Raw genomic sequence first — 17,925 nt, 5'->3', positions numbered from 1 at the left:
GTTGCTACCGGCGCTTTCGCGCCAGTAGCGGGTTGGTGTGGCTTAACCCCAGGGGCGCTTCTTGCCTGCCGCAGCAGCAGCCGGTGCAGGCTTGTTGCTGTTTGCCGCAGCCGGTCGGTTGTCATTGGCCGGACGGGCCTGCGCTACCGGCTGGTTGGCGTCGATTGAAGGCTGGGGAACGTTGCCTTCGTCGGGGAAGTAGTACTTTTTGATTTCCGCTCTAGCCGGGTACTGGCCGTCTTTTGAGGGCTTTCCCAGGCCAATCTTTGCCGTGAACGCTTTGAAGTGCAGTTCTTCGGAATCCTCGACTTCCGAAACACCAATCGCCCGGCAAAGGCTAGCGAACTGGCGCTGGCCGATCTCTTGCGCCTGAGTGCTTTTGTTTTCGAGGTTGTAATTGTTGAAGAGCTTGCGCTTCGCGTACTCTTCCGGGCGAATAACGACCATCGTGGTCTTCAGAATGGTGCCCGTACCGTCCTTCGTGGCCGCTACTTCGCTGGCCTCGATTTCCAGCTCATAGTCGCCGTTCGGCAGTTCCGAGTAATCTGACTGCGTAGTGTCGTGTTTGGTTGCGTCAAATGTTGAGCCAAGTCTGGCCATCTATAAAATCCTCGTGTTGTTGGTGTGGTTCAGTGAGCCGACTGTGGCGGCTCATGTTCGACGATCCAGTCAAGGTCGGCTGGATATCGCCAGTCCTGCATATTGTCGGCGTCGGACAGCCATAGTGATGGCATACCGTCGATTATCTCGACGCGACAGACCATATAGGCCGCATCCCATGACTTGAGCCTTACATGGCTGAAGCGCTTCGGAATGTTCGCAGCGCGGTCCTTTGGCGATAGCCAGGTCATGCCTTCGCCCGATGAATAGCCGGGCGGAAGAACCCGCCGATGAAACCAAGCGAAGCGCCGATCTGCCACATCGCAAGGCCTGCCGCGTTGATGCCAACGGCGGCAAGGAAGGCGTGGATCGTTTCTGCGAAGAACAGGCCCACAACCCAGCCGACGAACGCGCCACCGAGAACGCCGATGAGCGGTGCGAAGAAGAGGATGGCTGCGATTGCTACGAGGCCAGCTAGAGCTTTTTCCATTAGGTTTTTCCTATCATCATAGGATTGGTGTTGTCGTTGGCTGGTATCGCCAACGACGGCTGGAATGGCACATCAAGTTTTGCGCCCTTCCTGATATTGTCCGCTGCCCACAAGGGCCTCAAATTGGACAGAGCCCAGCATTTCTGGAAGTCGATGTCGTCAGGCGTTTGATAGTTAAAGACCGATCGCGGGATAATGTGGTCTATGTGCCAGCCATCGTTGCCATAGTTGCCCCAAGACATTCCTGGCAGAAAACACTTCTCAAGATGAGCTATAAGTTCATCGGCGGTATACCCAACTAGAGATTCCCATTTCCGACCGGCCTTCTGGTCTTTCAGGCTTTTGTATATTCCAACCTTGAGGGTATTCGCGACTTTCCACTCTGGCGAATTTTTCTTCTTGGCATACGCCCTTGCCCTTTTTGCGAGCACCTTATCTGGATTTCGTCTCTCCCATTCTTTGCCGTAACCTGGATTGTCTTCGTGGAATTTCTTATTTATTTCCCTACGCTTCTCTGGGTTTTCTTTTTGCCACTTGGACACTCTGGCCAGTGCATCTTCTCGGTTGGATGCGTACCATTCCGCCCAATAGTTTGGGTTTTCTGCGATCCGCTTTGCGTAGTCTTCTTTGTTCTTATTGGGATTCTTAGCTCTATACGCGGCGTCGGTTTTGCGCTTGCAAACCTTACAGATGCTGCTGCGCCCATCCTTGCGGCTTTTGTTGCGGTTGAATTCAATGATGGGCTTCACCTCTCGGCATGCTGTGCAGGTTTTCACCCGCACCTCGCGTTCGCCCATTTTTTACGCAGCCTCCTGCCGGCCATTGTCATTAGCTAGAGACCAGTACCGCGCCAAGTCATCGAAACCCTGTCCCTTTTTGTAGGAAACGGTATCAGGCATACTGAACCGGTTCTTTGCTACGAACCCAGCACCTTCGTTCAGGTGTATCTGACGCTCTTTCCCGCCTTCGGCATGAGCAACCTTCGTTTGACGGGCGACCTCTTTTTCCTTAATCGATACGCGGTAGTTCAAGAAAGCAACGATATCGACTTTCTCGCGAACCAGTGCGTTTGCCCTTTTGTGAAGTTTGACCGAATATCTCGAATATGGATCCGTGATAGGGCTGTCGAAGCGGACAATCTCAGGGTGCGCAAGCATCACCACATATATTCCGGCCCTCGCCAGCGCCGAGACTGCGCTCATCAGCTCATTCCATTCGGTGTCGGCCTCAACATACCCGCGGCCGAATCCAGGTTCTTCAATACTCGCCACGCCCAAGCGCGCGCATGTCGCACGCCAGACAAGCGGTTCCAGCCCATCGAGGCTGTCGATAATCACGGTGCGCCGGTCGTGCTCTTCGGTCAGCAGTTCGCCGATGACGTTCAGCATATCGTCGAAGGATTCAATCGTGCCGGGGGTTGCCATTTCGATGTCAGACGGCGGGCGCTCGCCTTCGGTTGCCAGATAGATCGGGTCTGGGAATTCAGCCGCGAGCGACGTCTTTCCGATGCCGTCGACGCCGTAGAGAAGGATCACAGGCGGATCGTTTCTCTTGGTCGACTTAAGGCTTGAAAGAGATAGTGCCATAGGTCTCTCGTGTTCAGTAGGTGTGGTGGGTAACTGCGATTGCGGCGATGACGGCCGCAAGTATGAGCCAGCCTACGAGCCATGCCGGTAGGCTTGTGAGCAGCCATGCGCGTGGGGCGGTCATGCCGCACCCCACAAATAAAGCAGCCCGTAAAACGGCAGCAGCAGGTTCCAGAACAGGAAGGCAGCAATTGTCGTGGCGATTGCCAGCGCGAACGCCGCAAGCGTCAAGGACTGCCCTACGCGTCCGACACCGGGCTTTCGCCCGGGATCGATGTGCGGCATGTCAGCCGTGGCTTTTGTGGTGAAGGAAATCATGCCAGCACCCATGCGTAAAAGCCGACGGGCAGAGCGAGCGCCGCTACAACTGCCAAGCCCCACACAAAGCGGTCACCAAGGCCGAGCGTGGTTTCCGGCTCGTAGAAGGTGTCACCGTCCGCATAGTCTTTAGGCGCATAGTTGCGGGTGTGGCTGTACGTGGTGGAGGTCATGCTGCCACCGTTACTGCGTCTGCACGCATTACGATTGGTGCTTTCTGCCCAATTTCGACCCAGACATAATCGCCGAACCGGGCGAGCTCGTAGCCGTAATATCCCTTGTTAAGGCGGACTAGCGGTCCTTTTGCCACGTGCAGTTGTGAAGGGCCGGCCTTGGACGCGTCGATAAAAACGGTTCCCGCCTGTTGCTCCGCGACCGGTTGGTTGTCATTGCTGGCTGGATCGTCGACCCATTCAGCGATGAGGTCGTTCGTGGACTCAAGATACAAGGCGCGACCGTCTTCGTCGTAATAACAATCATTACTTTCCCAAACCAACTCTTTGAAGCCCGTTCGTGTGATTGGCCCAACCTTACGCCCATCGCGGGTACGATAGAACTTGCCGGTTTCGATGGCGAGGGATGGCGCAAGCAGTTCAAAACATTTCGGGCTTGCACGAGTATACTGTGGCCTGACCGCAAGCGTTTCATAATCGACAGGTCCGTCGATATTCAGCAGATATTGGCCATTATCCACGACCTTCCCGCCAGACCACGCTTCGATCGTAGCCAGTTTTCCAACCGCGCCCGTCGTAGACAAGCCGTCCTTTATCAAGCGCACCCGGTCGCCGACCTTGAAGGCAGGCTTGCCGGTTGCTTCCGCAATGGGCGCGAATTCGTCTTCATCGCGCGATCTCTCGTCGCCATCGTTGTCGATGAATTCAACATACGCGCCATCGATCCCGGTTACTGTGAGGATATCACCGACGCGATATCCGCCAAGCGGGTCGTCCTGTAGGATCTTTACCCGATCACCCACTTTAAACTTAGCCATCACGCTACTCCCCTCGTCTTGGTGTTTTTCGTAAGCTTCACCTTCTTGGTGAAATCGACCGGGATGACGTTGTCATCTTCAGGCTTGTCAGCCTCGACACCGCCGCCGTCCTCTTCAAAAAAGGGGCTGACTTCGAAGCGCGAGACCTCAAGTTGCACAAGGCCCGTGCCTGGAATCATGAAACGCACAGTCAGCCAGCGGTAATTGTCCCGCTCCTCGACAATGATGCCCTTCCACTTCCAAAGCCGGTGGACGACGATTTCGCCGGGTAAGTCCCAGCATTCACCGCAATCGCAGGTCATGCGGCACCTCTTTTCGGTGCGCGGTGGTAAATGACTGGCGCGCTGGAAACGTAACGGCCGTCAATAAGACGTGCCGAAGCACGCGCCTCTGCTTTTTGCGCAGCCGTCCGGTAAGGCTTGCGGTTTGTCATGTCCCGCTCTCCAGTTCGTGTGTATTTCGTTTTCAAGTAATGGCCTCCTCGTAGGGAGGTTAGTCGTCGGCCCCGTCATCCTCGCGGTCGGCCTGCTCAAAAGGCTAGTGGACTGTGTCCGTATACGGCCCGTCCAGAATGGTTATGCGGGGAAGCGAGACATAAATGTCCATGCATCCTCCCGAATATCCGCCGTTGTAGGTTGTGCGCCGCACAACGGTGCTTGCGGTGGGCTCTGGCGCCGGTAACGTGGGCGTTCTTTCCGAAAGCAGCGACCATGCGCGGCCTCTGGTAATGCCCATCAGTTCAGCGATCTTTCCGAATGATGCGCCTTGTTTACGGTGCGCGGCGGCGGTTGCCTGCAGTTCGTGCCTTGATGAATGCTGCATGTCTCCTCGTGTGTGATTTGCGGTGGTTGACAAATGCCGCGTCTAACGGCATCTGTCTGGTCGGCCCGGGTGGTACTGGGCAAGGAAAGCTGGGCTTTGGAAGTGGCTTCGGCCCTCCTCGTGTGGTCCGGTAATTACGGGGCGGAGCGAGCAGCGGGTGGTGCCGGCTCTTAAACTCCGCCTTTTAGTTTTCGACGTGGCGCCGTTAAATTGGTTTTCGCGGTTATTCAGGCCACGCCGAAAGCACCGCCGACGTTTCAGTCGGCAGTGTCCCTTTTGAAATCTATGGCCCTTGTGGCGCGGAAGCGATGCGGCTTCTTTCGGCTGTGTTCATCATGGCGCTTCTCCTCAAAAAATGGTTTCTATCTATTAAGGGCGAAAATCCGTGGGAGGATGTTCATTCTGTTGCCTGCCATTTTGTGATCCCAACGTCTTCTGCGTCGGTTGATGACGTATAGATATGACAGATTCGCACCGATGTCAACACACGATGACAAATTCGCACGTTACATTTTCACATCAATATGCGAAAAGCACATCATGGACAACGATTTCGCCCAGCGCCTTCGTACGGCGCGTGAAGCAAAGAATATGAGTCAAGCCGATCTTGCCGCCCTCATCGGCCGTGACAAGTCGTCGATCAGTTTGCTTGAAGGCGGGAAGCGCGGGGCCAGCGTGGATTTTGTTGCCCGCCTAGCGCGTGCATTGGATCTTAGTGAAGACTGGCTGGCATTTGGCAAAGGGCAAATGTTCCAGACGCGGGAGCCGATAACAGGCGAGCGCCCTGCCGATGTATTCACTCCAAAAATCATTCCTGGCAACGAACTGGTTGGAGATCAACGCGACCTCCCCGTCTATGCAGCCGCCAAGGGCGGCGACGGTCACGTAATAATTACGTTCGATCCAATCAGCTACATGAAGATGCCAGCCGTCCTGCAAGGCGTTAAGGGCGGCTATGGCCTTCTATTGTCGGGAGATTCCATGGTCCCGGCCTATCGGCCCGGTGAAACCGCGCTCGTGAACCCCAATCTTCCGCCCATGCGCGACGAAGATGTGATCCTTTATCACACTAGCGAAATGGACGAGAACGAGGCCATCATCAAGCGGCTCGTTGGTTTCAATGACCGTGAATGGATGCTCGAGCAATACAATCCGCATAAGGAATTCAAAGAGTTCCGTGCCGACTGGCCCGTTTGTCATCGCGTTGTCGGAAAGTACAACACGCGCTGATTAGCCGTTTGCGGCCTCTAGGACGGCCTCTGGCACGCGTCCGAACATTGCAATTACTTCAGCCTGATTATTCCAACGATAGACCGCAATGACTGCGGGCTTTATTGGCGCGAGTCTCTCCGCCAACCTCACAGCCTGATCTTCGTTTTCAACTTCGATCGGATTGTCAGGAACGATTCCCCACCGGCACTCGGTGAAGGATTGAACGACAAATAACGCAGCCATCCGCCTCTCCTCAGTATGAGACTAAGGATTCCACTTGCGTCGGAACATTTCAAGAACAATTTATAGTTAATAAACCATATCATTTTCGAGTATGTGTTTTTGTCATCGTATGGCATTGACATTTGTTGACTATATCGCATATAACGATGACAGCACAGCACGAAGACAGCCTCACCAGCTTGATCTGCTGGCCCACCGACCAAAACACGAGGAGAAACTCACATGTCAGCAAAAGCACCGAGAAGAAGAAGCTCGAAGCCTCGCCCGAATGAAATCATCGGCGGCGGATTCTTTGTATTCCGCCGCGGCAAGAAGACTGGCCGCGTTGGCGTCTTCACCACCATGCCATACGAACACGGCTCGTTTGAGCAGGCCTTGGCCGAGGCGACGCGCCTCGCTGCCCTGTGCCCCGGCGAGACGTTCGAAGTTTTCCAGACGAGCGGCGCAGTGGCTTGCTGTGCTCCAGTTGAGCTGGCGGAGGCTGCTTAAAATGGAGCGCGATCCCTATGAGGAATTGGGCGCAGTCCATTTCCGACGCACCGAACTGGCAATCATAGAGGCCCTGTCCGACGTTTACCCTCGCCGCATGCACATGCGCGATCTCGTCGATAACGTTTATGCATTTGATCCAAATGGCGGCCCAGAAAACGCGGTCGGTGTAATCAGAACAACTATGGTTGGCCTGCGCAAGATGCTGCCATCCCACGGATGGACAATTCCAAAACAAGGCTGCGGACGCGGCAATCAGGGCTTTTACTACCTTGAGCCTGTCGCGAACGACAACGTACCGGCAAAAGACCGGAGGGCTGCAGCATGAACCGCGCCCTTTTGGAATTGCTCGCCGACTTGGAACCAGACGTGCAGACCGATGCCGGTCATAACGCTGCAGGCAATGTCGAGCCAATGCGCCGCCCTGATTACAAGGCGAGGAAGCATGGCCGCCCACAGCCGTGGCTGCGCTATGCGGCCCGTGAAGCGGTCGAAATGACGGTCGTTGTAGCCTTTTGCGTTGCTGTGTGCGGCGTTGGGATGGGTCTATCGGCATGAGGCACGAAAGATAGCGACGGGGCGCTTAAGCCCCCGATCCTCCAAGAATGACATCCCTTGCGCATCTGGCGCCACGGCTTTTTGCACCCACCAACACGAGGAGACACCTATGTCTGCAATCCACAGACCCACCCTGACTGCCGCCGAATTCCAGCAGCAAGGCACGACCGCCGCGCAGGTCCTGTCGATTTCAAAGGCAGTGCGCGCGCTTGGTTATCACACTGAGGCCGAAACGCTGCGAGACACCGCCTTCGAGCTGGCGCGCATTACCGGCGTTCGGTTCCGTTATGGCGCTCCGCGCCAGCGTCGTAATCCGGCCAACGACAATCGCCGTCGGCAGCGGAGGGCGGTGTGATGGAGGCGAGTGAAAAGGCAATAGGCGCTATGCAGGCGTATCTTCGCCTGAAGCGATACATATTGCCGAGCGGCATCGCACGGGAAGCTCTGCAAGCCGCCTTCATCGCACAGCCATCCGCCGCGCGTGAGTTGGGACTGGATGAAGCGGCGCGATACCACGACAAGGAAGCCGAGTATTATTCAACCCGTAACGGTGCACTCGATGGCGTCCCGTTCAAGTTGATTGCGCATTTCCACCGTCTACACGCCGCTGCCATCCGCGCCCTATCCTCCCCGGATCATGCCGACGCCGGTAAGGTTGAGGGGGATGGGTGGTTGCAGAAGGCCGGAGAGCTTTACGACAGGTGCAAACTTTTCCCTGAAACATCGGCAGAAGGCTTCACGGCGCTGCTGCAATTACGCAATCACGTCGCCGAAATCCTCCCCTCTGCACCAACTTCGGAGGGCGCGGAATGAGCAAGCTGACGCAAGCGCAAAGATCGAGAATACAGCAGGAGATTTACGACCTTACGAACGATGCCGAAGAATTGGCACGTAAAGCCCAACGGTTGCAGCGCATCCTTGATCGTGACGCATGGACTTCTGCCACCCACCCATCAGGAGGCGACCGTCATGGCGAGTGAACTGAAGCCGTGCCCGTTTTGCGTGGGTAGCAATCTCGAAACTTACTATGCCGACATAGAAGGCTGGATCGCACACATTAAATGTATTGATTGCGACGACATGATCGGCCCGATGAGCGAGTTCAAGTATGAGACCCAAGAGGAAGCATACGAGGACGCATCTAAGCGCTGGAACACCCGCCCCGCGCCTGCAGCTACAGATACGGGACTGGTGACGATTGGCTACGCACACAGAGGCACGATTGGGCTTCTGATGGAAGATGCTGTCAGCAAAGCTGTAATCATTCCTAAAGCTGGCGGTGACTTCAGAACCCCGGTCATGCTGGTCGAGCAGGCTGAGGAGCTATTGGCGGCGAAGGACGCTAGGATTAACGAGTTGGAGAACCGCCTTCAATATGCATACCAAGCAAAATACAGATGCAATGAAGATGCAAATAATGAGCGTGCGACACACAATCGCGCCGACGAACTGTTAATCAGCGCTGTCAATGAATGCCATACTAAAGACTGTCTGATCGCAGAACTCGAAGCCGACAACGCGGCGAAGGATGCAATGATCCTCAGCATCATCTCGCATCCGATTGAAAGCCCCGAACATTTCCGTGCTGTAGAAGATGCGCGACTTGTTCTCGGAAACCCGGAAGCCGAAAGTTCAAGGAACGAAAAACTTATCCAACAGGTAATAGCCATCGAAGCCAAGCTAACGGAGGCCCTTGAAGCTCTGCAAAACCTGATGGGTTGTTACGACACTCCGCTTTCGCGTCGTAGATTTCCTCTTGATGATTTTATGAAGGAGGCCGTTCACACAGCCCGCACGGTGCTGGATGGTGTTTTGGATGGGAAATTTGATACGAAGTCAGTTTTAAAGACTGATGTCGAAGTTGCATTTCGTAGTGGATGGGAAAAAGGAAAAAATGAAGCCGCGCTGAATTGCGAGCGTGAAGCCTGTGAAGTGTCAGGGCTTGTTGATGATGTTGCTTATCATTTAAAGAGCCGCGCCAAGTCCATTCGTGACGCTCTGTTCAAGACGGAGGGTCATAAATGAGTTTTTGGGAAACACTCGGCGCTTCTGATGAGTGGTACACGCCTAAGTACATTTTTGATGCGTTAGATTGCGTGTTCGATCTGGATGTAGCCTCGCCATTCCTGCGTAAAGACGTCCCCTGTAAGGTATGGTTGGATCAGGAGGATGACGGACTGAAACTTGCGCCGTTCTGGACTGGTTTTGTCTGGATGAACCCTCCATTCGGAGGGCGAAACGGACTTGAACCGTGGCTGGATGCGTTCTTCCGACACGGTAATGGCGTAGCGCTAACTCCAGATAGATCTAGTGCACCATGGTGGCAGAAGGCTGCAAGAAGCGCAGATGCCATTTTGTTCGTATCAGGAAAAATAAAATTCATTCGCCCAGACGGCAGTATCGGTGGTTCTCCATCCACCGGAACAACCCTTTTTGCGTCCGGCGATCAAGGCGTTCAGGCGCTCATTTCGGCAGCTAAGAACGGCCTTGGCCTATTAACCCTTCCTATATTGGGAGAAGCAGCATGACCGACCTCATTTTTCGTCTCTCCAAGCTAGACGCGCCTGACAGGGAAGACGCTCACAACGTGAATATTGCGGCAACCAAACAGAAAATCCGTGATGCATTCGCCGGTTTAAACCCGTGCATCGCCCTCTTGCGCGCAAAGGAGACCGTCACGCTATGAGCTACTTCGACAACAAAGCTGAGGAAGGCCGTAAAGCTTATCGACAAGGCACCGCGCGGGATCAGAACCCTTATCCGAAAGGCAGCGCCAAATATTGGCAATGGTCATCTGGATGGCGTGATGAAGAAGCTTTTAGGTCGCACTCAGACAAGGAGGCCAGCCATGCCGAGTAAGGAACGCGCCGAACTGATTGAGGAAGTGAAGGAACTTATCTTGGATGGCAATCTGTACGCCTGGACCCTTCAGGAAACGTCACAACGCATCCTCTCCACCATCCTCGCCGCTCTGCAGGAGCCGAGTGACCGAATGAAGATCGAGGGCGCGATGACACATATGGCTGGCACACAAGCTTGCGGCGTTATCTGGAAGGAAATGCTCGCTGCATCCGTACTTGGGGAGCAGGCAGAATGAAGCTGACAGAACAGCAAACCCACGCTTTGAAACAGATTGCTGATAGCTGTGGGAAATCCGGCAGGTTCTGGCGTGACCTTGGAATTAGACCGCAAACGATTGCCATCCTCGAAAGCAAGGGATTGGTCGGCGCTATTTGGCGTCAGTTTACCGGGGAAACAACAATCCTCAAGCGTTCATGGCGCATCACCGAAGCCGGTCGCCAAGCACTGAAAGGCGGTTCCGAATGAACGAATCAAAAAAAGAGGGAATCAACATGCACCACGAAAACGACAACGAAGCAGATCTGCTAATGGGCGTCGAGCCAATCGCCAAGTATCTGGGCGTCACCAGGCGCCAGGCTTATCGGCTCGTCTACGATAAAATTATGCCTAGCTTCAAACTTGGCGGTACAGTCGCTGCTCGCAGGTCCAGTCTAAAAAAATGGATGGAAGGCTTAGAGGCAGAGCACGCAGCGTAAATCGTGTGCCATGTGTCAAATCGTGTGCCGTCGATTCCCCGCGCAATCCTGAAAATGCCTGATTTTCTTGGAAATTCCTGAATATCTACGGCACACGGTCAATTAAGCCGCATCAGTCGTAAACATCTAATATTGTTGAACTTTTTTGGTGAGCGCGCAGGGATTCGAACCCTGGACCTACTGATTAAAAGTCAGTTGCTCTACCGGCTGAGCTACGCGCTCCCCGAGGAACAAATCGTCCCTGGAAGTGCGGCGGAACATAAGGGCGAGTTTTCGAATGGTCAACACCATAAAATCACGTTTCTCCAACATAAATTCAAAAAAACATGTCAACTGGAGCTAATACAGCGCCAGACCGAAATGAGACCGGCCTTAATCAGCGCAAGCTGATGGTTTTTAGCTCCTTTTTGCAAAAGAAAAGCCGCCCCGAAAGGCGGCTTTACGTTCTTTCAGGCCGAATCTATCAACGATACGGCGAATAGCACTGCTGGCGCGGACCGTTATAAGGCTGGAACGTATTGTCCGAGCTGCGATAGGACCGATAGCGGTCGTAGCACCACTGAATATGCGAGCCACTATTATAAACCGGTGCACGATAGACCGGCGGAGGCGGTGGTGGCGGAGCAGCGATAGCACCGCCGATGATCGCGCCTGCACCGAAGGCTGCCAGCGGATACCACCAGCCGTCGCTGTGGCGGCGATAGCCATGGCGATAACCGTGATAGCCGCGATGGCCGTTCCAATAGCCAGGACCCGGGCGGTAACCACCGCCGTGCCAGCCCGGACGTGGTCCGGGACGGTAACCGTTCCAATGTCCGCCGCGGCCTCTCCAGTGGTCGCGTACCTGCTGGATGTTCTCGTTGGCGGCAGCCGGTGCCGATGGCATGAGCGGTGCAGCCGATGCGGGTGCGATGGCGCCGATCAGAAATGTCGCGCCAATCGTTCCGGCCAGCAAAGCCTTGCCAGACCAAAAACTTGTGAAGTTGCTCTTCATTATGCTTCTCCTTTTCAGGTGCATGCATCATGAAGTCTCCCACATGAATGCACCCTGAATATGGTTCGCAACAGTGGTGAATTTCAAGCCTTGCCAGAATATAATAATATATTTCAGTAAGTTACGATGAAATGTGGAACCGGGAATCCAGCTAATTTTATGCGCAACACCAATGGAGCCGCGGCTTGACTGGCATTTCTGGGTCAGAATCACACCACCAGTTGCCGAAATAGCCACAGATTCCAAAATTCGCACAGCGACCACATAAAGCATTGAGTTCCGCTCGACACACCTTATAGAGCCAACGGAAAGCTGCTGAATCTTGCTCCCAATTTCTAACGGTTGCCGACTGGTCATCGATGGTTGCTGGCACAGGCAGCTTATTGCGGGATTTTGGATATGGGTGGTGCGGCCTTGTTGAATGATACAACGCGGTGGGGTTCTCAAACGGGCCTTGGTGCGACGGAAGAGGAATGGGTGGAGCTGGTTTCCAACCTTTCCGAGGACCAGTCCCGGCTTTTGTCGGCGTTGGTTGAACAGCACAAGCAGAGCTTCGTAGGAATTTTCTACGAGCGCCTGATGCAAAACCGTGAAGCCGCAGCCTTTCTGTCCCAGACCATCGTCCAAGACCGTCTGCAACATTCGCTCAGCGATTGGCTTGTGCATCTTTTGGTAAGCCGCCCGACCGACGTGGCTGCTTTCGTGCAGGAACAACGCAAGATCGGCGAAGTTCATGCCCGCATTCAGGTGCCGATTCACATCGTCATGCAAGGCGCACGGCTTCTGAAGAATGAAATCATTCGCCAGTTGAAAAACAGTGCTCTGGAGCGCGATGCGCTGGCGCTGCTGATCGTACATGTCAGCAATGCGGTCGATATCGCCATTGAGATCATGAGTCAGGCCTTCGTCAAGGATGCGCGCAAGAGCGCCCAGACAGACGAAGCTTATCGCGCCTTCACGCTGAGCCACGACATTCCGCTCGAGCGCGAATCGCAGCGCGCGGCCCTGATGGAGTGGAGCCAGTCCTTACTGTTCAACCTTTATGGCAACAGCGACAGCCCCCTGCTCTCGCTCGGCAGCTCGGATTTCGGCCTCTGGCTGCAGCACAAGGCTGACATGCTGTTTTCCGGCTCGACGACGCTTGAGCGCCTGCGTCAGACCGTCAATCTCATCGATTACGAATTGCTGCCTGCTCTCAGCTCAGCCCGTAAAAGCGACCCCGCCGGGCTTGCGGCTATCATGACCGATTTTCAGACCCGAATCGGCGAAGCAAAGTTCCTGCTGGCGGAACTGTTTCAGGCCGCCGCAACCATGGAAACTGGCCGTGATCCGCTGACGCGCGCCTTGAACCGTCGTTTCCTGCCGCCCATTCTGACACGCGAAATCCGCATGGCTTCGCAGAAGGGCCTCGATCTCAGCATTTTGATGGTCGATATCGACCATTTCAAACGCATCAACGACACGCATGGGCATGGCGGCGGCGACGCCATATTGCAGCAGGTCGCGGAAACTATACTGGCGCATTGCCGTCCGGGAGATTTTGTCTTCCGTTATGGTGGGGAAGAGTTTCTGGTCGCGCTTGTCGAAACCGATGAACACCGGGCCTACGGAATTGGTGAAGAGTTGCGCGAGCTGGTGCAGCAACAGAAATTCAACCTGACCAATGGTGCAGTGGATGCGGTTACGCTTTCCATTGGCATCGCCACCTTCAACGGTCATCCCGACTATACGCATCTGGTCGATGCCGCCGATCAGGCGCTTTATCGGGCCAAGCAGGCGGGCCGCAACCGGTGTGAGACTGAAGTGCCCCTCGCGGTACAGTGATGAACAGAGGCATTTTGACATCTGGAAACGGGCGCTGAAAACCGCCATATGCTGCCATCATGACCAACACTGCTCCACTCATGGATAGTTCCTCCAAGACGCAACGAGACGCGCTTAATGTGCAGTTTCTGCCTGTGGACGCTGCTGCGCCGCCGGTGGAATGGCTGGTGGCGGATGGGCTTACCGATTACGAAGAAGCCCTCGCCTTCATGGAAGCGCGGGTGCAGGCCATTCGTGAGGGCACGGCGAATGAACTCGTCTGGCTGGTGGAGCACCCTCCCCTTTATACGGCTGGCACGAGTGCGCGGACCGAAGATTTGCTGACGCCCGACAGCCTGCCAGTATTCAACACAGGGCGTGGCGGCGAGTACACCTATCACGGTCCCGGCCAGCGTGTGGCCTATGTGATGCTGGATCTGAAGCGCCGGCGCGAAGATGTGCGCGCTTTCGTGGCGGCATTGGAACAATGGATCATTGAAAGCCTCGCCGAATTCAACGTGAAAGGCGAGCGTCGCGAAGATCGCGTCGGCGTCTGGGTTATGCGCCCTGAAAAGCCACGCCTTGCCAATGGCGATATGTGCGAGGACAAGATTGCCGCTATCGGCATTCGCCTGCGTCGCTGGGTGAGCTTTCACGGCATCGCCATCAATGTGGAGCCTGATCTCGGTCATTACGGCGGCATTGTGCCTTGCGGTATTTCGGAGCACGGCGTCACCAGCCTTGTCGATCTCGGCTTGCCGGTCACATTGGGCGATATGGACGTGGCGCTTGGCAAGGCGTTCGAAAATGTATTCGGACGGCGCGCGGTAAAGTAAGCGTCAGGCTTCGACCTTCAGTTTTCGCTCGCGCATGAAGACATAGAAGCCTGAGCCGATGATGATCGCGATGCCGAACCATTTGGACGGCGTCGGAAAATCACCAAAGACGATCAACCCGACCAGAACCGCATTCACGATTTCAAGATATTGAAACGGAGCCAGCATCGAGGCTGGCGCCAGCTTGAAAGCGTGCACGACCATCAGATGGCTGACCGTGCCGATCGTGCCCAGAAGCAGCAACAGCAGCCACGGCTGGATGCCATGCGGCAAACCGAAGCTCAGATCTGCGAACCCCATCGATGGGCCAACGAGCATCGCAAAGCCTGCAAACATCCATCCGCCGATACCAGCATATAACTGCATGACGAGCGGGCTTTCCTTCGCGCCAAGTTTACGGTTCAGGATCAGATAGATCGCGAATGTCACTGCCGTCGCCAGCGGCAGTAGCGAGACTGCACCGAAAATCTCGAAGCTCGGCTGAATGACGATCATCGTTCCAATGAGGCCGATGCCAACCGCGCTGAAGCGCCGCCAGCCGACTTTCTCCTTGAGGAAAATCGCCGAAAGCAGCGTAAGAATAAGCGGCTCGGCGAAGAATACAGCCATGGCGTCGGCCAGCGGCATATATTTGACTGCTGTGAAGAAGCACAGGCCACCGAAGCCCATGAGGAATCCGCGGATGAGGTTACCCGCGAGGTGCTGCGTGCGAAGTGCTGCGACCCCTCCACCCGCTGCAAGCAGAATGAGCAACATCAGCAGGCTTTGTACGAAAAAGCGCATGAAGGTGACAGTTGCCGGAGGCATGTTGTCCATCATAGCAAGCCATTTGCCGATGGCGTCCATCAGCGGCAGCATCAGGACCGAGACGACCATAATGGCCATGCCTTTTACATGCGCTTCTACGCCGCCTGCCGCGCTGCCCTGCATTTCCCCACTCGCTCGTTTGTTATGGAAGCTTGTTCATCCGCTCTATGCGAATGACCACTGCGTTACCACCTTGTTTGTCGAATGAACGGTCGCTTGTTTGACTTTCGCCTTGTTTCTGGTGCAAACCGACCAGAGATCACACGAAAACCTTTGATAAAGCCGTGCGAAAGTGGAACGTAAGGCGAACTTCATTCGCCTTTCATGGCTGCGCATGGCATCATTCAGATGATTCGCAGACAGTGTATTTTCGGTCCATGTCGAGCCGCCAAGCCGCATGGTCCTTCCTGAAATTCTGACAGAGAGCTATCGGGTAAAGATGGACGACAGCAACGATCTCTTTTCGAGAGTGGTGAACAATGCCCGGGAGCGGCAGGTGGAACGGCGTCCTGAAAAGAGCGCCGCGCCTCAACCCGTTGCACCGCCTGTGGCGACGCCGTTGCCTTCCGCACCTGCCCCACAGGCCGCGAAGCCGGTCGCGACCAAGGCACCACCCGTTTCTTCCGGCGGTGATGATTACAACGCCTCGTCCATCCGCGTTCTCGAAGGGCTGGAGCCGGTACGTCTGCGCCCCGGCATGTATATTGGCGGCACCGATGAAAAGGCGCTGCATCACCTGTTCGCGGAAGTCATCGATAACTCGATGGACGAAGCCGTTGCAGGACACGCAAATTTCATCGAAGTCAGCCTTGATGCCGAAGGTTTCATCACCGTTTCGGATAACGGGCGCGGTATTCCGGTTGACGAGCACCCGCAGGTGCCGGGCAAGTCCACGCTCGAAGTCATCATGACCAAGCTACATGCGGGCGGCAAGTTTGACGGCAAGGCCTATGAAACATCGGGCGGTCTACACGGCGTCGGCGTTTCGGTGGTCAACGCGCTGTCGGACGTGCTGGAAGTGGAAGTGGCGCGCAACCGTCGCCTCTATCGCCAGCGCTTTTCGCGCGGCATTCCGCAGGGCGGGCTGGAAGACGCGGGCGAAGTGCACAATCGCCGTGGCACGCGCGTTCGCTTTCATCCGGATCCAGATATTTTCGGCAAGGCCGCTCATTTCGATCCGCACCGGCTTTACCGTATGGCGCGGTCGAAGGCCTATCTGTTCGGCGGGGTTGAAATCCGCTGGAGCTGCGATCCATCGCTGCTCGACCCGAAAAAGGAAACGCCTGAAAAGGCCGTTTTCCACTTCCCTGGTGGTCTGAAGGATTATCTTCAGGCATCGCTTGGCAAGGAACATCAGGTCACCCGCGAGCTCTTTGCCGGCAAGACCGAGAAGCAAGGCGGACATGGCGCTGTCGAATGGGCGGTCACGTGGTTCGGCGGCGACGGCTTTGTTCATTCCTATTGTAATACGATTCCGACCGCCGACGGCGGCACGCATGAGGCTGGTCTACGCATTGCGCTGACACGCGGTCTCAAGGCCTATGCAGAACTGACCAATAACAAGCGCGCTTCGATCATCACGACGGATGATGTCATGGTGTCGGCGGCGGGCATGTTGTCGGTGTTCATCCGCGAACCGGAATTTGTGGGTCAGACCAAGGACAAGCTGGCGACAGTGGAAGCACAGCGCATCGTGGAAAATGCAATCCGCGATCCGTTTGACCACTGGCTTGCCGCCTCGCCGCAGGAAGCGTCGCGTCTGCTCGACTGGGTTGTGGATCGGGCCGAAGAACGCCTGCGCCGTCGCCAAGAAAAGGAAACCGTCCGCAAGAGCGCCACGCGCAAGCTGCGCTTGCCTGGCAAGCTGGCCGATTGCACGCAGAACGCGGCAGCGGGCGCGGAACTATTCATCGTCGAAGGTGACTCGGCAGGCGGTTCTGCAAAGCAGGCGCGTAACCGCGCCACGCAGGCAATCCTGCCGCTGCGAGGCAAGATTCTCAATGTCGCCAGTGCGGGCCGTGAAAAGCTGACCGCCAACCAGCAGATTACGGATCTCATTCAGGCGCTGGGTAGCGGCACGCGGAAGAATTATCGCGAAGACGATCTGCGCTATGACCGTGTGATCATCATGACCGATGCTGACGTTGACGGGGCGCATATCGCATCGCTGCTGATCACCTTCTTCTATCAGGAAATGCCGGAACTGATCCGCAACGGCCATCTATATCTGGCCGTACCGCCGCTTTACCGCCTGAGCCAAGGCGGAAAGACCGCATACGCGCGTGACGAAGCTCATAAAGACGAGCTAATGCGCACGATGTTTACGGGGCGCGGCAAGGTTGAAATCGGTCGCTTCAAAGGCCTCGGTGAAATGCGCGCCGAGCAGTTGAAGGAAACCACGATGGACCCGAAGAAGCGTACGCTGCTGCGGGTACAGGTGGATGAAGACTATGTCGATGAAACCCGCAATACGGTCGATGAGCTGATGGGCACCAAGCCGGAAGCCCGCTTCCGATTCATCACGGATCGCGCCGCATTCGTGGAAGAACTCGACATCTAGACGACGCTCAACATGGATAGAGCGGCGCTGGTTTCGGCCAACCGCCGCTCTTTTCATAT

At 55.6% G+C, this 17,925-nt stretch carries 32 protein-coding genes and 1 tRNA gene; 18 read left to right on the top strand and 15 right to left on the bottom strand.

Features of this window, described 5'->3' with window-relative positions; translation table 11 throughout:
* Positions 1-42 precede the first annotated feature (42 nt).
* The 10 genes from FHW03_RS07050 to FHW03_RS26025 all read right to left on the bottom strand — a co-directional run bounded on the left by FHW03_RS07050 (position 43) and on the right by FHW03_RS26025 (position 4,418).
* Positions 43-600, bottom strand: coding sequence for a DUF669 domain-containing protein (locus FHW03_RS07050; protein WP_113464625.1), 558 nt, complete (start codon positions 598-600; stop codon positions 43-45).
* 29 nt (positions 601-629) lie between these two features.
* Positions 630-851 carry a hypothetical protein gene (locus FHW03_RS07045; protein ID WP_182519963.1) on the bottom strand — a complete coding sequence of 74 codons (222 nt, stop codon included), beginning with the start codon at positions 849-851 and terminating at the stop codon, positions 630-632.
* Positions 848-1,090 carry a hypothetical protein gene (locus FHW03_RS07040; RefSeq protein WP_021587370.1) on the bottom strand — a complete coding sequence of 81 codons (243 nt, stop codon included), beginning with the start codon at positions 1,088-1,090 and terminating at the stop codon, positions 848-850. The genes FHW03_RS07045 and FHW03_RS07040 overlap by 4 nt, the downstream gene beginning before the upstream one ends.
* Entirely contained in the window at positions 1,090-1,887 is a 798-nt protein-coding gene (locus tag FHW03_RS07035) for an HNH endonuclease (protein ID WP_182519962.1), read from the bottom strand. The genes FHW03_RS07040 and FHW03_RS07035 overlap by 1 nt, the downstream gene beginning before the upstream one ends.
* Before the next feature lie 3 nt (positions 1,888-1,890).
* Positions 1,891-2,676: an ATP-binding protein gene (locus FHW03_RS07030; RefSeq protein ID WP_182519961.1), complete on the bottom strand. Its 786-nt coding sequence runs from the start codon at positions 2,674-2,676 to the stop codon at positions 1,891-1,893.
* A 120-nt stretch (positions 2,677-2,796) separates the two neighbouring features.
* Positions 2,797-3,006 (bottom strand): hypothetical protein, encoded by a 210-nt coding sequence (locus FHW03_RS07025; protein WP_182519960.1) that lies wholly within the window; start codon positions 3,004-3,006, stop codon positions 2,797-2,799.
* Positions 2,991-3,167: a hypothetical protein gene (locus tag FHW03_RS07020; protein ID WP_182519959.1), complete on the bottom strand. Its 177-nt coding sequence runs from the start codon at positions 3,165-3,167 to the stop codon at positions 2,991-2,993. Before FHW03_RS07020 ends, FHW03_RS07025 begins: the two co-directional genes overlap by 16 nt.
* Positions 3,164-3,985, bottom strand: a complete 822-nt coding sequence (locus FHW03_RS07015) for a hypothetical protein (protein ID WP_182519958.1) — start codon at positions 3,983-3,985, stop codon at positions 3,164-3,166. Before FHW03_RS07015 ends, FHW03_RS07020 begins: the two co-directional genes overlap by 4 nt.
* The gene (locus FHW03_RS07010; RefSeq protein WP_182519957.1) at positions 3,985-4,287 is read right to left on the bottom strand and encodes a hypothetical protein; all 303 of its coding nucleotides are present in this window, start codon (positions 4,285-4,287) and stop codon (positions 3,985-3,987) included. Before FHW03_RS07010 ends, FHW03_RS07015 begins: the two co-directional genes overlap by 1 nt.
* A complete protein-coding gene (locus tag FHW03_RS26025) occupies positions 4,284-4,418 on the bottom strand; it encodes a hypothetical protein (RefSeq protein ID WP_377514303.1) in 135 nt (44 codons plus the stop codon). Before FHW03_RS26025 ends, FHW03_RS07010 begins: the two co-directional genes overlap by 4 nt.
* A 422-nt stretch (positions 4,419-4,840) precedes the next feature.
* On the opposite strand from FHW03_RS26025, the gene FHW03_RS07005 reads away from it, so the two are divergent.
* On the top strand, positions 4,841-4,981 hold the full coding sequence (locus tag FHW03_RS07005; RefSeq protein WP_182519956.1) for a hypothetical protein: 141 nt from the start codon (positions 4,841-4,843) through the stop codon (positions 4,979-4,981).
* A gap of 366 nt (positions 4,982-5,347) precedes the next feature.
* A complete protein-coding gene (locus FHW03_RS07000) occupies positions 5,348-6,037 on the top strand; it encodes a helix-turn-helix domain-containing protein (RefSeq protein ID WP_182519955.1) in 690 nt (229 codons plus the stop codon).
* Here FHW03_RS07000 and FHW03_RS06995 read toward each other — a convergent pair whose 3' ends face one another.
* Positions 6,038-6,262 carry a hypothetical protein gene (locus FHW03_RS06995; RefSeq protein ID WP_182519954.1) on the bottom strand — a complete coding sequence of 75 codons (225 nt, stop codon included), beginning with the start codon at positions 6,260-6,262 and terminating at the stop codon, positions 6,038-6,040.
* 222 nt (positions 6,263-6,484) lie between these two features.
* On the opposite strand from FHW03_RS06995, the gene FHW03_RS06990 reads away from it, so the two are divergent.
* The 13 genes from FHW03_RS06990 (at position 6,485) to FHW03_RS06930 (ending at position 10,866) form a co-directional block, all read left to right on the top strand.
* The gene (locus FHW03_RS06990) at positions 6,485-6,751 is read left to right on the top strand and encodes a hypothetical protein (RefSeq protein ID WP_182519953.1); all 267 of its coding nucleotides are present in this window, start codon (positions 6,485-6,487) and stop codon (positions 6,749-6,751) included.
* Position 6,752: 1 nt separating this feature from the next.
* A complete protein-coding gene (locus tag FHW03_RS06985) occupies positions 6,753-7,079 on the top strand; it encodes a hypothetical protein (protein ID WP_182519952.1) in 327 nt (108 codons plus the stop codon).
* On the top strand, positions 7,076-7,309 hold the full coding sequence (locus tag FHW03_RS06980) for a hypothetical protein (protein WP_182519951.1): 234 nt from the start codon (positions 7,076-7,078) through the stop codon (positions 7,307-7,309). The genes FHW03_RS06985 and FHW03_RS06980 overlap by 4 nt, the downstream gene beginning before the upstream one ends.
* 109 nt (positions 7,310-7,418) lie before the next feature.
* Complete coding sequence (locus tag FHW03_RS06975) at positions 7,419-7,664, top strand: hypothetical protein (protein ID WP_182520080.1); 246 nt, start codon at positions 7,419-7,421, stop codon at positions 7,662-7,664.
* Positions 7,664-8,122 carry a hypothetical protein gene (locus FHW03_RS06970; protein WP_182520079.1) on the top strand — a complete coding sequence of 153 codons (459 nt, stop codon included), beginning with the start codon at positions 7,664-7,666 and terminating at the stop codon, positions 8,120-8,122. The genes FHW03_RS06975 and FHW03_RS06970 overlap by 1 nt, the downstream gene beginning before the upstream one ends.
* A complete protein-coding gene (locus FHW03_RS06965) occupies positions 8,119-8,289 on the top strand; it encodes a hypothetical protein (protein ID WP_182519950.1) in 171 nt (56 codons plus the stop codon). Before FHW03_RS06970 ends, FHW03_RS06965 begins: the two co-directional genes overlap by 4 nt.
* Positions 8,279-9,334: a Lar family restriction alleviation protein gene (locus tag FHW03_RS06960; RefSeq protein WP_182519949.1), complete on the top strand. Its 1,056-nt coding sequence runs from the start codon at positions 8,279-8,281 to the stop codon at positions 9,332-9,334. Before FHW03_RS06965 ends, FHW03_RS06960 begins: the two co-directional genes overlap by 11 nt.
* Entirely contained in the window at positions 9,331-9,837 is a 507-nt protein-coding gene (locus tag FHW03_RS06955) for a DNA N-6-adenine-methyltransferase (RefSeq protein ID WP_182519948.1), read from the top strand. The genes FHW03_RS06960 and FHW03_RS06955 overlap by 4 nt, the downstream gene beginning before the upstream one ends.
* Positions 9,834-9,995, top strand: coding sequence for a hypothetical protein (locus FHW03_RS06950; RefSeq protein WP_182519947.1), 162 nt, complete (start codon positions 9,834-9,836; stop codon positions 9,993-9,995). The genes FHW03_RS06955 and FHW03_RS06950 overlap by 4 nt, the downstream gene beginning before the upstream one ends.
* Positions 9,992-10,168 carry a hypothetical protein gene (locus FHW03_RS06945; protein ID WP_182519946.1) on the top strand — a complete coding sequence of 59 codons (177 nt, stop codon included), beginning with the start codon at positions 9,992-9,994 and terminating at the stop codon, positions 10,166-10,168. Before FHW03_RS06950 ends, FHW03_RS06945 begins: the two co-directional genes overlap by 4 nt.
* Positions 10,158-10,406, top strand: coding sequence for a hypothetical protein (locus tag FHW03_RS06940; RefSeq protein ID WP_182519945.1), 249 nt, complete (start codon positions 10,158-10,160; stop codon positions 10,404-10,406). Before FHW03_RS06945 ends, FHW03_RS06940 begins: the two co-directional genes overlap by 11 nt.
* Positions 10,403-10,636, top strand: a complete 234-nt coding sequence (locus FHW03_RS06935; protein WP_182519944.1) for a hypothetical protein — start codon at positions 10,403-10,405, stop codon at positions 10,634-10,636. Before FHW03_RS06940 ends, FHW03_RS06935 begins: the two co-directional genes overlap by 4 nt.
* Positions 10,633-10,866, top strand: a complete 234-nt coding sequence (locus tag FHW03_RS06930) for a helix-turn-helix domain-containing protein (protein WP_377514297.1) — start codon at positions 10,633-10,635, stop codon at positions 10,864-10,866. The genes FHW03_RS06935 and FHW03_RS06930 overlap by 4 nt, the downstream gene beginning before the upstream one ends.
* Positions 10,867-11,012: 146 nt before the next feature.
* On the opposite strand, the gene FHW03_RS06925 is transcribed toward FHW03_RS06930, so the two are convergent.
* From FHW03_RS06925 to FHW03_RS06915, 3 genes are all read right to left on the bottom strand, one after another.
* Positions 11,013-11,088, bottom strand: a tRNA-Lys gene (locus tag FHW03_RS06925).
* Between the two features lie 241 nt (positions 11,089-11,329).
* Positions 11,330-11,860 carry a BA14K family protein gene (locus FHW03_RS06920; protein ID WP_182519943.1) on the bottom strand — a complete coding sequence of 177 codons (531 nt, stop codon included), beginning with the start codon at positions 11,858-11,860 and terminating at the stop codon, positions 11,330-11,332.
* A 27-nt stretch (positions 11,861-11,887) separates the two neighbouring features.
* Positions 11,888-12,217 (bottom strand): hypothetical protein, encoded by a 330-nt coding sequence (locus FHW03_RS06915; protein ID WP_182519942.1) that lies wholly within the window; start codon positions 12,215-12,217, stop codon positions 11,888-11,890.
* A 42-nt stretch (positions 12,218-12,259) separates the two neighbouring features.
* Here FHW03_RS06915 and FHW03_RS06910 point away from each other — a divergent pair, with 42 nt between their 5' ends.
* On the top strand, positions 12,260-13,684 hold the full coding sequence (locus FHW03_RS06910; protein ID WP_182519941.1) for a GGDEF domain-containing protein: 1,425 nt from the start codon (positions 12,260-12,262) through the stop codon (positions 13,682-13,684).
* A gap of 80 nt (positions 13,685-13,764) precedes the next feature.
* A complete protein-coding gene (gene lipB, locus FHW03_RS06905) occupies positions 13,765-14,499 on the top strand; it encodes a lipoyl(octanoyl) transferase LipB (protein ID WP_377514370.1) in 735 nt (244 codons plus the stop codon).
* Between the two features lie 3 nt (positions 14,500-14,502).
* Here the strand turns inward: lipB and FHW03_RS06900 are convergent, their stop codons facing one another.
* Positions 14,503-15,429: an EamA family transporter gene (locus tag FHW03_RS06900; RefSeq protein ID WP_182519939.1), complete on the bottom strand. Its 927-nt coding sequence runs from the start codon at positions 15,427-15,429 to the stop codon at positions 14,503-14,505.
* Between the two features lie 316 nt (positions 15,430-15,745).
* Here FHW03_RS06900 and parE point away from each other — a divergent pair, with 316 nt between their 5' ends.
* Positions 15,746-17,866, top strand: coding sequence for a DNA topoisomerase IV subunit B (parE, locus tag FHW03_RS06895; protein WP_182520074.1), 2,121 nt, complete (start codon positions 15,746-15,748; stop codon positions 17,864-17,866).
* Positions 17,867-17,925 lie beyond the last annotated feature (59 nt).

This window comes from Ochrobactrum sp. RH2CCR150, assembly GCA_014138095.1.
Taxonomy (GTDB): Bacteria; Pseudomonadota; Alphaproteobacteria; order Rhizobiales; family Rhizobiaceae; genus Brucella; species Brucella gambitense.
Note: the sequence above shows the minus strand (reverse complement) of the source record. Positions and strands in the feature narration are given on the sequence as shown.